The organism is Streptomyces sp. NEAU-sy36 (assembly GCF_013423905.1).
GTDB classification, from domain to species: Bacteria; Actinomycetota; Actinomycetes; order Streptomycetales; family Streptomycetaceae; genus Streptomyces; species Streptomyces misionensis.
Genome location: NZ_CP058977.1, coordinates 580303 through 594172 on the forward strand (window position 1 = coordinate 580303; position 13870 = coordinate 594172).

The window sequence follows — 13870 nt, forward strand, 5'->3', positions numbered from 1 at the left end:
GATGTGAAGTCTCTTGGTGTCGAGTTTCTTTTCTTCAAGCGTCTTGACGTCAAGATAAATTGGGCGGGAAGGTGGACCACATGACGACACCGATCTGGGACCCCGCGCAGTACCTCCGTCACGCGGGGCACCGCGCCCGCCCCTTCGCCGACCTCCTCGCCCGCGTCCCCGCCCTGCCCGGCGACCGGCCCCGCATCGCCGACCTCGGCTGCGGCCCCGGCAACGTCACCGCGATGCTCGCCGACCGCTGGCCCACGGCGCACATCACCGGCTACGACAACTCGCCCGAGATGCTGGACCGCGCCCACACCGAGCACGAGGGCCCCACGGCCGGCGGCGGCCGCCTGGACTTCGCCCACGCCGACGCGCGGGTGTGGAGGCCGCAGGAGCCGTACGACCTGATCGTCAGCAACGCCACCTTGCAGTGGGTGCCGGGCCATCTCGACCGCTTCGCCGACTGGACCGCCGCGCTGCGGCCCGGCGCGGTCTTCGCCTTCCAGGTGCCGGACAACATCGACGCCCCGCTGCACGCCCTCATGCGCGAACTGGCCGGCACCCCGCGCTGGCGGGACCGCCTCGCCGGCCTGCTGCGCCGCACCGACTCCGTGCACACCCCGGAGGCCTACCTGGACCGGCTCGCCCGCCTCGGCCTCGCCCCCGACGTCTGGCAGACCACCTACCTGCACGTCCTGGAGGGCGAGGACCCGGTCCTCGACTGGGTGAAGGGCACCGGCCTGCGGCCCGCGCTGACCGCCCTCGGCGACGACCCCGAGGCGCGGGACGCGTTCCTGACCGAGTACCGGGACCTGCTGCGCGCGGCCTACCCGAGCGCCCCCTACGGCACGGTGCTGCCCTTCCGCCGCCTGTTCGCCGTCGCCGTCAAGGGAGAGTGACGATGCTCGTCGCGCTCGATCACGTGCAGTTGGCGGCACCGCCCGGCTCGGAGGACGCTCTGCGGGCCTACTACACCGGTGCCCTCGGCCTGACCGAGGTGCCCAAGCCGCCCGCCCTCGCGGCCCGCGGCGGCTGCTGGTTCGAGTCCGGCACCGTCCGGCTCCACCTCGGCATCGACCCAGGCTTCCGCCCCGCGGACAAGGCCCACCCGGGCCTGCGGGTCCACGGCATCGACGCCTGGGCGGCCCGGCTCGTCGCCCATGGCGCACCCGTGACCTGGGACGAAAGCCTTCCCGGTCACCGGCGCTTCTACTCGCGCGACCCCGTCGGCAACCGCCTGGAATTCCTCCAGCCGCGGTGACCGGTCACCGCGGCGGACGGCGATCACCCACGCGGCCGGCGTCGCACCGCCTCGCGGCCTACGACTTGCGGTGGCCTATCAGCCGCGGCCGCTGCTCCAGCCCGTCCAGGCCGTGCCACGCCAGGTTCACCAGGTGCGCGGCGACCTCCGCCTTCTTCGGGCGGCGCACGTCCAGCCACCACTGGCCGGTCAGGGCGACCATGCCCACCAGCGCCTGCGCGTACAGCGGGGCCAGCTTGGGATCAAAGCCGCGGGACTTGAACTCGCGGCCCAGGATGTCCTCCACCTGCGTGGCGATGTCGGAGATCAGCGACGCGAACGATCCGGTCGACTGCGGGATCGGCGAGTCCCGCACCAGGATGCGGAAGCCGTCCGTGTACTCCTCGATGTAGTCGAGGAGCGCGAATGCCGCCTGCTCGCACAGCTCCCGCGGATGGCCCGCCGTCAGCGAACCGGTCACCATCTCCAGCAGCCGCCGCATCTCGCGGTCGACCACCACCGCGTACAGCCCCTCCTTGCCGCCGAAGTGCTCGTACACCACCGGCTTGGACACCCCGGCCTTCGCCGCGATCTCCTCCACCGACGTGCCCTCGAAACCCTTCGCCGCGAAGAGCGTGCGACCGATCTCCAGCAACTGCTGGCGGCGCTCGGCACCGGTCATACGAGTCCGGCGGGCCCGCCGCTGCTTGTCATTTCCTGGATTGCTGCTGGAATCGGTCGCCACGGCGTCAATCATGCCGCCTCGGCGGCCTGCCTCCGGCGCCGGGAGCCGCCATCCGCGTCGTCGCGACGGGAATCGATACGCGAGCGTGACGGCCAGCGCACGTCGTACGCCCAGCCCAGCCGCTCGAAGATCCGGATGAACCGGGCCGAGGAGTCGATCTGCCCGCGCATCACCCCGTGCCGCGCCGACGTCGGGTCGGCATGGTGCAGGTTGTGCCAGGACTCACCGCACGACAGCACCGCCAGCCACCACACGTTGCCCGAACGGTCGCGCGACTTGAACGGCCGCCGGCCCACCGCGTGGCAGATCGAGTTGATCGACCAGGTCACATGGTGCAGCAGCGCCACCCGGACGAGTGAACCCCAGAAGAACGCGGTGGCGGCGCCCTGCCAGGACATGGTCACCAGCCCGCCGATCAGCGCGGGCGCCAGCAGCGACACCGCCGTCCACAGCACGAACTGGCGGGAGATCGCCCGCAGCGCCGGGTCCTTGATCAGATCCGGCGCGTACTTCTCCTGCGGGGTCTGCTCCTCGTCGAACATCCAGCCGATGTGCGCCCACCACAGGCCCTTCATCAGCGCCGGAACCGTCTCGCCGTACTTCCACGGCGAGTGCGGATCACCCTCCGCGTCGGAGAACTTGTGGTGCTTGCGGTGATCGGCCACCCAGCGCACCAGCGGGCCCTCGACCGCCAGCGACCCCATGATCGCCAGCGCGATCCGCAGCGGCCGCTTCGCCTTGAACGAACCGTGGGTGAAATACCGGTGGAAACCGATCGTGATGCCGTGGCACCCCAGGAAGTAGAAGAACACCAGCAGGCCCAGATCGAGCCAGCTCACCCCCCAGCCCCAGGCCAGCGGCACGGCGGCCACCAGCGCCAGGAACGGCAGGGTGATGAAGAGCAGCAGCGTGATCTGTTCGATCGAACGCTTCTTCTCACCGCCCAGCGTGGCGGAGGAAATCGGGGTCTCGGGGGCCTTCCGGGCCTCGTCGATCACATCGGAGTGTGAGGTCATGCGCGTCCCCTGTGGGGTCGAGGGTCGGGGGTGGATGCCGGGCCGCCGGAACCGGGCGTGCGGCACCGGCACGTCCCTACGGTTCCGTAACCTACGGCGACGTAAGTATGGCAGCGTGTCGAGCGGCGGCAAGAGCCCGAGCGTCTGCGCGTCCCCATCGACACCTATCCTTGGAATCGGTCGGACAGCGCGGTCCGCTGAAGTTTCCTTCCCGGACGCTCCGGCCCGTATGCGGCACCAGGCCGCGCGGCAGACGGCCGGGTACCTCCCCGAGACGCTTCAACACTGCAAGGAGCCGCACCTGTGAGCAGTGCCGACGACCAGACCACCACGACCGGCAGCGAACTGCGCGCCGACATCCGCCGCCTGGGTGACCTCCTCGGAGAGACCCTCGTACGGCAGGAAGGCCCCGAACTCCTCGAACTGGTCGAGAAGGTCCGCCGCCTCACCCGCGAGGACGGCGAGGCCGCCGCCGAGCTGCTGCGCGGCACCGAACTGGAGACCGCCGCCAAGCTCGTACGCGCCTTCTCCACCTACTTCCACCTCGCCAACGTCACCGAACAGGTGCACCGCGGCCGCGAGCTGCGCGCCCGGCGCGCCGCCGAGGGCGGCCTCATCGCCCGGACGGCCGACCGCCTCAAGGACGCCGACCCCGAGCACCTGCGGACCACCGTCCAGAACCTCAACGTGCGGCCCGTCTTCACCGCACACCCCACCGAGGCCGCACGCCGTTCCGTCCTCAACAAGCTGCGGCGCATCGCCGCCCTCCTGGACACCCCCGTCCTGGACTCCGACCGCCGCCGCACCGACGTCCGCCTCGCCGAGAACATCGACCTGGTCTGGCAGACGGACGAGCTGCGCGTCGTACGGCCCGAACCCGCCGACGAGGCCCGCAACGCCATCTACTACCTGGACGAGCTGCACGCCGGCGCCGTCGGCGACGTCCTGGAGGACCTCACCGCGGAACTCGAACGCGTCGGCGTCCACCTCCCCGACGACACCCGCCCCCTCAGCTTCGGCACCTGGATCGGCGGCGACCGCGACGGCAACCCCAACGTCACCCCCCAGGTCACCTGGGACGTCCTCATCCTCCAGCACGAGCACGGCATCAACGACGCCCTGGAGATGATCGACGAACTGCGCGGACTGCTCTCCAACTCCATCCGCTACACCGGAGCCACCGAGGAACTCCTCGACTCCCTGCGCGCCGACCTCGACCGGCTGCCCGAGATCAGCCCCCGCTACAAGCGCCTCAACGCCGAAGAGCCCTACCGCCTCAAGGCCACCTGCATCCGGCAGAAGCTGGAGAACACCAAGCAGCGCCTCGCCAAGGGCACCCCCCACGAGGACGGCCGCGACTACCTCGGCACCGGCGAACTCCTCGCCGACCTGCGGATCATCCAGGCCTCCCTGCGTCAGCACCGCGGCGGCCTCTTCGCCGACGGCCGCCTCGGCCGCACCATCCGCACCCTCGCCGCCTTCGGCCTCCAGCTCGCCACCATGGACGTCCGCGAACACGCCGACGCCCACCACCACGCCCTCGGCCAGCTCTTCGACCGGCTCGGCGAGGAATCCTGGCGCTACGCCGACATGCCCCGCGAGTACCGCACCAAGCTCCTCGCCAAGGAACTGCGCAGCCGCCGGCCCCTCGCCCCCACCCCGGCCCCCGTCGACGCCGCCGGCGCCAAGACCCTCGGCGTCTTCGAAACCGTCAAGAAGGCCCTCGACGTCTTCGGCCCCGAAGTCGTCGAGTCCTACATCATCTCCATGTGCCAGGGCGCCGACGACGTCTTCGCCGCCGCCGTCCTCGCCCGCGAGGCCGGCCTCGTCGACCTGCACGCCGGCTGGGCCAAGATCGGCATCGTCCCCCTCCTGGAGACCACCGACGAACTGCGCGCCGCGGACACCATCCTGGAGGACATGCTCTCCGACCCGTCCTACCGGCGCCTGGTCGCGCTGCGCGGCGACGTCCAGGAGGTCATGCTCGGCTACTCCGACTCCTCCAAGTTCGGCGGCATCACCACCAGCCAGTGGGAGATCCACCGCGCCCAGCGCCGGCTGCGCGACGTCGCCCACCGCTACGGCGTACGCCTGCGTCTCTTCCACGGCCGCGGCGGCACCGTCGGCCGCGGCGGCGGCCCCTCCCACGACGCCATCCTCGCCCAGCCCTGGGGCACCCTCGAAGGCGAGATCAAGGTCACCGAACAGGGCGAGGTCATCTCCGACAAGTACCTGATCCCCTCCCTCGCCCGGGAGAACCTGGAACTCACCGTCGCCGCCACCCTCCAGGCCTCCGCCCTGCACACCGCCCCCCGCCAGTCCGACGAGGCCCTCGCCCGCTGGGACGCCGCCATGGACGTCGTCTCCGACGCCGCCCACGCCGCCTACCGCAGGCTCGTCGAGGACCCCGACCTGCCGACCTACTTCCTCGCCTCCACGCCGGTCGACCAGCTCGCCGACCTGCACCTCGGCTCACGGCCCTCCCGCCGCCCCGGCTCCGGCGTCTCCCTCGACGGCCTGCGCGCCATCCCGTGGGTGTTCGGCTGGACCCAGTCCCGGCAGATCGTCCCCGGCTGGTTCGGCGTCGGCTCCGGTCTCAAGGCCCTGCGCGAAGCCGGCCTGGACACCGTCCTCGCCGAGATGCACGAACAGTGGCACTTCTTCCGCAACTTCATCTCCAACGTGGAGATGACCCTCGCCAAGACCGACCTCAGAATCGCCCGGCACTACGTCGACACCCTCGTGCCCGACGAGCTGAAGCACGTCTTCGACACCATCCGCGCCGAACACGAACTCACCGTCCGCGAAGTCCTGCGCGTCACCGGCGAGGACGAACTCCTCGACGCCCAGCCCGTCCTGAAGCAGACCTTCGCCATCCGCGACGCCTACCTCGACCCCATCTCCTACCTCCAGGTCGCCCTCCTCAAGCGCCAGCGCGACGAGGCCGCGGCCGGCGGCGAACCCGACCCGCTGCTCGCCCGCGCCCTGCTCCTCACCGTCAACGGCGTGGCCGCCGGCCTGCGCAACACCGGCTGAACCGGCCCCCGCGAAAGAAGGTGCCCCCGAGGTCCTGCGACCCGGGGGCACCCTCTTCCCGCTTTCCTCACCGCACCGCGACGAACGCCGCCGTCAGCAGCCCGAGCCCCGACAGACCCAGCACCCACGCCGCCCGCGTCAGCCGCATCCCGCCCGCGACCACCACCGACGCCAGCAGCAGCGCCCCACCGAGCGGCACCCACGCGTACAGGATCCCCGCCAGGCCGGAACGCAGCGCCTGCGCCGTACCCGGCTTCAGCACCACCGCGTACGTCCGCCCCTTGCGCACCGCCACCGACTCCGGGATCTCCACCCGCGCCCGGGCCCGCGCCCCCGCCGACGTCGGCGTGAACGGCCCGCCGCAGACACCGCCCGCACAGGCCACCACCCTCACCGTGCCCTGCTCCCGCCCCTTGGGCAGCAGCACATGCTGCGCGCTCCCCCAGGAGCCCCACAGCCCCGCGAACACGATCAGCGCGGCGAGCGCGCCCATCGCCGCGACCCGCCCGAACCGCAACGCGGACACGGACGCCTGGACAGCGGAACGGGTGGCGATGGCAGGCATGGCCGGGATCATTGGCCATACCCGTACGACCGGTCAACTCGCCCGACCGCCAAGGACGGACAAGTCCTGAGTTGTGCTCAGGAGTTGTACGCGCTCTGCGCCCGCTCCAGCCCCTCCGTCACCAGACACTCCACCGCGTCCGCCGCCCGGTCCACGAAGTAGTCCAGCTCCTTGCGCTCGGTCGAGGAGAAGTCCTTCAGCACGAAGTCCGCCACCTGCATACGGCCCGGCGGCCGGCCGATCCCGAACCGCACCCGGTGGTAGTCCGCGCCCATCGCCTTCGTCATCGACTTCAGACCGTTGTGCCCGTTGTCCCCGCCGCCCAGCTTCAGCCGCAGCGTCCCGTAGTCGATGTCCAGCTCGTCGTGCACCGCGACGATGTTCGCCACCGGCACCTTGTAGAAGTCCTTCAGCGCGTTCACCGGGCCACCGGACAGGTTCATGAAGGACATCGGCTTCGCCAGGATCACCCGGCGGTTCGCCGGCCCCGCCGGACCGATCCGCCCCTCCAGCACCTGCGCCTGCGCCTTGCCCGCCCGCTTGAACTTCCCCCCGATCCGCTCCGCGAGCAGATCCGCCACCATGAAGCCGACATTGTGCCGGTTCATGGCGTACTCCGGCCCGGGATTGCCGAGCCCGACGATCAACCAGGGGCCACTGGTCGGAGTGGTCACGTCCATGTCTCCTCGAAATGCGCGACAGCCGCTGCCTCCCGAGGAAGCAGCGGCTGTGTACCGCTGTGGACAGCCGTGCTGTTACGGCCGACGGCGCCGGGCACCTACCGACGAGGGCCCGGCTCCGGCACGGCGCAACCGCCGGTCAGGCTCAGGCCTCCGCGGCCTCTTCGCCCTCGGCGGCCTCTTCACCCGCGGTCTCCTCGGCCTGCGCCTGCAGGACCTGGAGCACGACCGCGTCCTCCTCGACGGCCAGGGAGACGCCGCTCGGCAGCGTGATGTCCTTGGCGTGGACGGAGGCACCGGCCTCCAGACCCTCGATGGAGACGGTGACCGACTCCGGGATGTGGGTGGCCTCGGCCTCGACCGGCAGCGCGGACAGGACGTGCTCCAGCAGGTTGCCGCCCGGGGCCAGCTCGCCCTCGGTGTGCACCGGGATCTCGACCGTGACCTTCTCGCCGCGCTTGACCAGCAGCAGGTCGACGTGCTCCAGGAAGCCCTTCAGCGGGTCACGCTGCACGGCCTTCGGGATGGCCAGCTCGTTGGTCTTGCCGTCGATGTCCAGCGAGATCAGGACGTTCGGCGTACGCAGCGCCAGCAGCAGCTCGTGGCCCGGCAGGGTCAGGTGCAGCGGCTCGGTGCCGTGGCCGTACAGAACGCCCGGAACCTTGTTCTCACGGCGGATGCGGCGGGCCGCACCCTTGCCGAACTCGGCGCGGGACTCGGCGGCGATCTTCACCTCGGACATGTGGATCACTCCTCGTAGTAACTCGGAACGGACGTGGTCACCCGGCCACGAACGGCCTGCTACGAAGAGCGCGTCGATAACGGACCGCCGTACACAGAAGTACGGCCTCCCTCGCCGAGCAACTCGCACAGTTTACTCGGACCGGGAGGCCGTACCCAAAAGGATCTTCGGCTAGCCGGGACGGCCGACCTGAAGAAACCTCACTGCTCGTCGAAGAGGCTGGTCACCGAACCGTCCTCGAAGACCTCACGCACCGCGCTCGCGATCGTCGGAGCGATCGACAGCACCGTGATCTTGTCCAGATCCCGGCCCAGCTCCGCCGGCGTCGGCAGCGTGTTCGTGAACACGAACTCGCTCACCCGCGAGTTCTTCAGCCGGTCCGCCGCCGGACCCGACAGCACACCGTGCGTCGCCGTCACGATGACGTCCTCCGCACCGTGCGCGAACAACGCGTCGGCCGCGGCGCAGATCGTGCCACCCGTGTCGATCATGTCGTCCACCAGGACGCACACCCGGCCCTCGACCTCACCCACGACCTCGTGGACGGTCACCTGGTTCGCCACGTCCTTGTCACGCCGCTTGTGCACGATCGCCAGCGGCGCACCCAGCCGGTCACACCACCGGTCCGCCACCCGCACCCGGCCCGCGTCCGGCGAGACCACCGTCAGCTTGTTCCGGTCCACCTGCTCGCCCACGTAGTCCGCCAGCAGCGGCAGCGCGAAGAGGTGATCCACCGGACCGTCGAAGAAGCCCTGGATCTGGTCCGTGTGCAGATCCACGGTCAGAATCCGGTCGGCACCCGCCGTCTTCATCAGATCCGCGATCAGACGCGCCGAAATCGGTTCACGACCCCGGTGCTTCTTGTCCTGCCGCGCGTAACCGTAGAACGGCACGATCACCGTGATGGAACGAGCCGACGCACGCTTCAGCGCGTCGATCATGATCAGCTGCTCCATGATCCACTTGTTGATCGGAGCCGTGTGGCTCTGGATCAGGAAGCAGTCCGCACCACGAGCCGACTCCTGGTAACGCACGTAGATCTCACCGTTGGCGAAATCGAAGGCCTTCGTCGGGACGACCCCGACACCCAGCTGCTGGGCGACCTCCTCGGCAAGCTCGGGGTGGGCGCGGCCGGAGAAGAACATCATCTTCTTCTCGCCGGTCGTCTTGATCCCGGTCACAGCACTGTCTCCTCAGAGGTTGTCTCAGCCAGGCGGCTGCTCGAACGACCTCCCGTCCGAGCGTGAGAGGCCGAATCAGCTGGTAGGGGTGTGGGTGCACCTGCGCGGATGTGCACTTATCACGGTACGCCGAGTTTGGCGCACTCGTTTCCGGTCAGTCCTCGTTCCCGCCCGGCCGGGACGCCTCCTCGGCCGCCTTCGCCGCCGCACTCCCCGGCCGCTTCCGAGCCACCCAGCCCTCGATATTCCGCTGCTGACCACGGGCCACGGCCAGCGAACCGGGCGGCACGTCCTTCGTGATCACGGAACCCGCGGCGGTGTAGGCACCGTCCCCGACCGTGACAGGCGCCACAAACATGTTGTCCGAACCCGTCCGGCAATGCGACCCGATCGTGGTGTGGTGCTTGTCCTGACCGTCGTAGTTCACGAACACGCTCGCCGCACCGATGTTGGTGTACTCACCGATCGTCGCGTCACCCACGTACGACAGGTGCGGCACCTTCGTGCCCTCGCCGATCCGCGCGTTCTTCGTCTCGACGTACGTCCCGATCTTGCCCTTGGCGCCCAGCCGCGTTCCCGGCCGCAGATACGCGTAGGGCCCCACACTCGCCTCGGCGCCCACCACGGCCCCGTCCGACACGGTGTTGTCCACCCGCGCCCCGGCACCCACCTTCGTGTCCTTCAGGCGGCTGTTGGGCCCGACCTCCGCACCCTCCGCGAGATGCGTGGCACCCGTCAGCTGCGTACCGGGATGCACCACCGCGTCCCGCTCGAAGGTCACGGTCACATCCACCCACGTGGTGGCCGGGTCCACGACGGTGACCCCGTCCAGCATCGCCCGCGTCAGCAACCGGTCGTTGAGGATCCGGCGCGCCTCGGCCAGCTGCACCCGGTTGTTGATCCCCGCGATCTCCCGGTGGTCACCGGCCACCGAGGCACCGACCCGGTGCCCGGCCTCGCGCAGGATCCCCAGCACGTCCGTGAGGTACTCCTCACCCTGGCTGTTGTTCTTGCGCACCTTCGTCAGCGCGTCCGCCAGCAGCCGGCCGTCGAACGCGAACACCCCGCTGTTGATCTCCCGGATCGCCCGCTGGGCCTCGCTCGCGTCCTTGTGCTCCACGATCGCCGTCACCGCGCCCGACGCCTCGTCCCGCACGATCCGGCCGTACCCGGTCGCGTCCGGGACCTCGGCGGTCAGCACGGTCACGGCGTTGCCGTCGGCGTGGTGCGTCTCGGCGAGCCGCCGCAGGGTCTCGGCGGTCAGCAGCGGGGTGTCCCCGCAGACGACGACCACGGTGCCGGCGACGGCGCCCCCGAGCTCTTCGAGACCCATCCGCACGGCGTGTCCGGTGCCGTTCTGCTGCTCCTGCACGGCGGTGCGGACGGCGGGGTCGATCTCCGTCAGGTGCGCGGTGACCTGCTCACGGGCGTGGCCGACGACGACGACCAGGTTCTCGGGCTGCAACTCGCGGGCGGCGGCGAGCACATGGCCCACGAGGGAGCGGCCGCAGATCTGGTGCAGCACCTTGGGTGTGGCCGACTTCATACGGGTGCCCTCACCCGCTGCGAGAACGACGACGGCTGCCGGGCGGATGGCACTCACAGGGTTGCCCTTCGGCTCTGGATGGGTGGGGAACAGCCGCAGGATACCGGGGCGGGTTTCGGGGGGTATGAGTGCGGGCCCTGACGGGGCGTTTGCCGGTCAGGGCCCGAACCGAGGTTTTGTGTGCCGTGAGCTCCCGGGGAAGGAATCGAACCCTCATTCAAGAGACCAAAACTCTTTGTCCTGCCATTAGACGACCCGGGATGGTATGCCTACTATGTCCGATTTTCTAGATCGGTTGCAGGTGCAGTGCCTACTATGCCGTACCAGGCGCCCTCCATGCGACGGTACGGATCGGCGCTTTGCCGGACGGGGCTCCCGGTCCGTCGGCTTGTTGATGGCCGTTCACGCGAGGCGCACAGTCCGGGTGGAATGTGGGATTCCGGGATCGAACGGATGGAGTCCACCAGTTCGAGGAATAGGGGGAGGTTTCGAGCGAGGTGGGGTGTGGGGTGTGGTGTGTGCAGGTAGGTGAAAGTCACCGGAAAAGCCCCGCTCCGCGCCCGTAGGCTGGAAGCATGACCATGACGGGGGAAGAGCACTCCAGGGCGCTGACCGGCCCTTGGTGGTGGCCGCGGCGGCGCAGCGCGGTGTTCGACGGCGCGCTCGCCGTGGCGTCGGCCGCGGAGTGCGGTGCGGAGGGGCTGGGGTTCGCCCGGGACGCGGGGATCCCGGTCTGGGCGGGGGTGCTGTTCGGCGTGGCGGCCGGTGCCGTGCTGCTGGTGCGGCGCAGGTGGCCGGTCGTGGTGGTGCTGGTGGCGATCGCGGTGACCCCGGCGCAGATGGGTTTCCTGCTGGGCATCGTGGGCCTATACACGCTGGCGGCGGCCGAGGTGCCGCGGCGGATCATCGGGGTGCTGGCGGGTATGTCGCTGGCGGGTACGGCGGCGGTGACGTTCGTCCGGGTCCGGCAGGACCTGGCGCGCGGTGATCTGACCCTGGGCGACTGGTTCGTGCCGTTCGCGGCGGTGGCGACGGCGCTGGGGCTGACGGCTCCGCCGGTGTTGCTGGGGTTGTACGTGGGGGCGCGGCGCCGGTTGATGGAGAGTCTGCGGGAGCGGGCGGACAGTCTGGAGCGGGAGCTTCAGCTGCTCGCGGAGCGGGCGGAGGAGCGGGCCGAGTGGGCGCGCAACGAGGAGCGGACGCGGATCGCGCGGGAGATGCACGACGTGGTCGCGCACCGGGTGAGTCTGATGGTGGTGCACGCGGCGGCGTTGCAGGCGGTGGCGCGGAAGGATCCGGAGAAGGCGGTGCGCAACGCGGCGCTGGTGGGGGACATGGGCCGGCAGGCGTTGACGGAGTTGCGGGAGATGCTCGGGGTGCTGCGGGCGGGGGAGGACGTGGTCCGGCGGCCGGCGGCGGTGCCGTTGGCGGCGGTGGGCGAGGCGGCCGCGGCGGCGGCTTCGCGGGTGGCCGAGGAGGTGGCCGAGGGGCCGTGTCTGTCGGAGCTTGAGGAGTTGCTGGGGCAGTCGGCGGCGGCGGGGATGGTCGTGGATCTGTCGGTGGAGGGTGAGGTGCGGTCGTATGCGGCGGAGGTGGAGCAGACGGCGTACCGGGTGGTGCAGGAGGCGTTGACGAACGTGCACAAGCATGCGGCGGGGGCGAAGACGCATGTGCGGTTGGCGCATCGGGCGTCGGAGATCGCGATGCAGGTGGAGAACGAGCCGCCGCCGGAGCCGGGGTCGGCGTCGGCGGCGGGGCTGCCGTCGGGTGGCAATGGTCTGGTGGGGATGCGGGAGCGGGTGCTGGCGCTGGGCGGGGTGTTCGTGTCGGGGCCGACGGACGCGGGTGGTTTCCGGGTGTCGGCGGTGATTCCGGCGGTGTAGCGGCTCGGTGGCGGGGGTCAGCCGGCGGCGAGGCGTACGGGTGTTATGCCGGTGATGAGGGTGGTCAGGGCGTGGTCGATGTCGGGGCCGATGTACCAGTCGCCGGTGTGGTCGAGGGCGTAGACGCGGCCTTGGGTGTCGATGGCGAGGACGGCGGCGGTGTCGGTCTCGGTGCCGAGGGGGCACAGTTCGGTGCCGAGGGCGCGGCCGAGGTCGCCGAGGGTGCGGGCGTGGTGGAGGCCCTGGAGGGGGTCGAGGTGGAGGGTGGCGGGGGCGATCTGGCGGCCGGGGCCGCCGGGGGTGATGTGCAGGTCGCCGAATTCGGCCCAGGCCTCGACGGCGGCGGGGAAGACGGTGTGCCGGTGCCCTGCGGGTGAGGTGTGGTCGCGCAGGGTGTCGGCCCAGATCTCGGCCTGTTTTATGTCCCAGCGTCCGGGTTCCCAGCCGGCGTTGCGCAGGCTGGCGTCGACGGGGACGGGGAAGCGCGTGGTGGAGGTGCGGTCCGGGTGCATCTGCCGTTCGTTCGTCGTGCGGATGGGGTGGTGCGTGGGCGTCAGTTGGCGGTGGGGTCGACGATGCGGACGCCGAAGTGTGCGGCGAGGGCGGTGCAGGCGCGGCAGGGGGTGGCGAAGCTGCCGTGGAGCGGGTCGCCGTCCTCGCGTATGCGGCGGGCGGTGAGTTTGGCGTGCTTGAGGGCTTTGCGGGCTTCGCCGTTGGTCATGGGCCTGCGGGAGGCGCGTTTGCTGCGGGTGGCGTCGGCGGCGGTGAGGTGCCGGGAGATGAGGATGGTCTCGGCGCAGCGGCCGGTGAAGCGGTCGCGTTGGGCGCTGGGGAGGGTGTCGAGGAATTCCTGGACGAGGGGGTGCAGGGCGGGGGGTTCCTCGCCGCGGGCGGCGGTGCCGGTGAGGGTGGTGCCGTGGACGGAGAGGGCGGCGGCGACGGTGGGCAGGATGCCGTCGCGGCGGTGCCGGAGGGTGGGAGCGGGTGGTGCCTCGGTGCCGCTCCAGTCGATGCGCGGGTCGCCGGCGCGCACGTCGGTACCTCCGGTCTGCAAGGTATTCATGTTGGCGTTTCCCTCCCCGGGTGTCCCCCGAAGGACACAGGGTGCCAAATGCCGTGGGTCGCGTGGAAGCTGGGGCGGCGCGACACGCCCGTGGGGGGTGGGGTTCGTCACGGTGGGGTGACGGCTGGTCACGGAGGTGGTCGGGGTGCGGGGGTGTGGGGTTGTGGAGGGCCGGTGAC

At 70.6% G+C, this 13870-nt stretch carries 13 protein-coding genes and 1 tRNA gene; 4 read left to right on the forward strand and 10 right to left on the reverse strand.

Annotated features, from left to right (window positions below; translation table 11 throughout):
• The first annotated feature begins 80 nt into the window (after positions 1 to 80).
• Together HZZ00_RS02655 and HZZ00_RS02660 are read left to right on the forward strand one after the other, a co-directional pair.
• On the forward strand, positions 81 to 893 hold the full coding sequence (locus tag HZZ00_RS02655) for a trans-aconitate 2-methyltransferase (RefSeq protein WP_180330698.1): 813 nt from the start codon (positions 81 to 83) through the stop codon (positions 891 to 893).
• Positions 894 to 895: 2 nt separating this feature from the next.
• Positions 896 to 1255: a VOC family protein gene (locus HZZ00_RS02660; RefSeq protein WP_180330699.1), complete on the forward strand. Its 360-nt coding sequence runs from the start codon at positions 896 to 898 to the stop codon at positions 1253 to 1255.
• 58 nt (positions 1256 to 1313) lie between these two features.
• Here the strand turns inward: HZZ00_RS02660 and HZZ00_RS02665 are convergent, their stop codons facing one another.
• Both HZZ00_RS02665 and HZZ00_RS02670 read right to left on the reverse strand, forming a co-directional pair.
• Complete coding sequence (locus HZZ00_RS02665; protein WP_180330700.1) at positions 1314 to 1991, reverse strand: TetR/AcrR family transcriptional regulator; 678 nt, start codon at positions 1989 to 1991, stop codon at positions 1314 to 1316.
• The gene (locus tag HZZ00_RS02670; protein WP_180330701.1) at positions 1988 to 2995 is read right to left on the reverse strand and encodes a fatty acid desaturase; all 1008 of its coding nucleotides are present in this window, start codon (positions 2993 to 2995) and stop codon (positions 1988 to 1990) included. Before HZZ00_RS02670 ends, HZZ00_RS02665 begins: the two co-directional genes overlap by 4 nt.
• 303 nt (positions 2996 to 3298) lie before the next feature.
• Here HZZ00_RS02670 and ppc point away from each other — a divergent pair, with 303 nt between their 5' ends.
• A complete protein-coding gene (gene ppc / locus HZZ00_RS02675) occupies positions 3299 to 6031 on the forward strand; it encodes a phosphoenolpyruvate carboxylase (RefSeq protein ID WP_180330702.1) in 2733 nt (910 codons plus the stop codon).
• 67 nt (positions 6032 to 6098) lie between these two features.
• On the opposite strand, the gene HZZ00_RS02680 is transcribed toward ppc, so the two are convergent.
• From HZZ00_RS02680 to HZZ00_RS02705, 6 genes are all read right to left on the reverse strand, one after another.
• Positions 6099 to 6608, reverse strand: a complete 510-nt coding sequence (locus tag HZZ00_RS02680) for a hypothetical protein (RefSeq protein ID WP_180330703.1) — start codon at positions 6606 to 6608, stop codon at positions 6099 to 6101.
• Positions 6609 to 6673: 65 nt separating this feature from the next.
• Positions 6674 to 7276 carry an aminoacyl-tRNA hydrolase gene (pth, locus tag HZZ00_RS02685; RefSeq protein WP_070023713.1) on the reverse strand — a complete coding sequence of 201 codons (603 nt, stop codon included), beginning with the start codon at positions 7274 to 7276 and terminating at the stop codon, positions 6674 to 6676.
• A gap of 145 nt (positions 7277 to 7421) precedes the next feature.
• A complete protein-coding gene (locus HZZ00_RS02690; RefSeq protein WP_180330704.1) occupies positions 7422 to 8018 on the reverse strand; it encodes a 50S ribosomal protein L25/general stress protein Ctc in 597 nt (198 codons plus the stop codon).
• 200 nt (positions 8019 to 8218) lie between these two features.
• Positions 8219 to 9199, reverse strand: coding sequence for a ribose-phosphate diphosphokinase (locus HZZ00_RS02695; RefSeq protein ID WP_180330705.1), 981 nt, complete (start codon positions 9197 to 9199; stop codon positions 8219 to 8221).
• Positions 9200 to 9353: 154 nt separating this feature from the next.
• Positions 9354 to 10802 (reverse strand): bifunctional UDP-N-acetylglucosamine diphosphorylase/glucosamine-1-phosphate N-acetyltransferase GlmU, encoded by a 1449-nt coding sequence (gene glmU / locus HZZ00_RS02700; RefSeq protein ID WP_180330706.1) that lies wholly within the window; start codon positions 10800 to 10802, stop codon positions 9354 to 9356.
• 133 nt (positions 10803 to 10935) lie between these two features.
• Positions 10936 to 11006 (reverse strand) — tRNA-Gln (locus tag HZZ00_RS02705).
• Between the two features lie 314 nt (positions 11007 to 11320).
• On the opposite strand from HZZ00_RS02705, the gene HZZ00_RS02710 reads away from it, so the two are divergent.
• Positions 11321 to 12628, forward strand: coding sequence for a sensor histidine kinase (locus HZZ00_RS02710; RefSeq protein ID WP_180330707.1), 1308 nt, complete (start codon positions 11321 to 11323; stop codon positions 12626 to 12628).
• A gap of 17 nt (positions 12629 to 12645) precedes the next feature.
• On the opposite strand, the gene HZZ00_RS02715 is transcribed toward HZZ00_RS02710, so the two are convergent.
• Both HZZ00_RS02715 and HZZ00_RS02720 read right to left on the reverse strand, forming a co-directional pair.
• Positions 12646 to 13140: an SUKH-3 domain-containing protein gene (locus HZZ00_RS02715; RefSeq protein WP_180330708.1), complete on the reverse strand. Its 495-nt coding sequence runs from the start codon at positions 13138 to 13140 to the stop codon at positions 12646 to 12648.
• 41 nt (positions 13141 to 13181) lie between these two features.
• Positions 13182 to 13691 (reverse strand): YwqJ-related putative deaminase, encoded by a 510-nt coding sequence (locus tag HZZ00_RS02720; RefSeq protein ID WP_180330709.1) that lies wholly within the window; start codon positions 13689 to 13691, stop codon positions 13182 to 13184.
• Between the last annotated feature and the right edge of the window lie 179 nt (positions 13692 to 13870).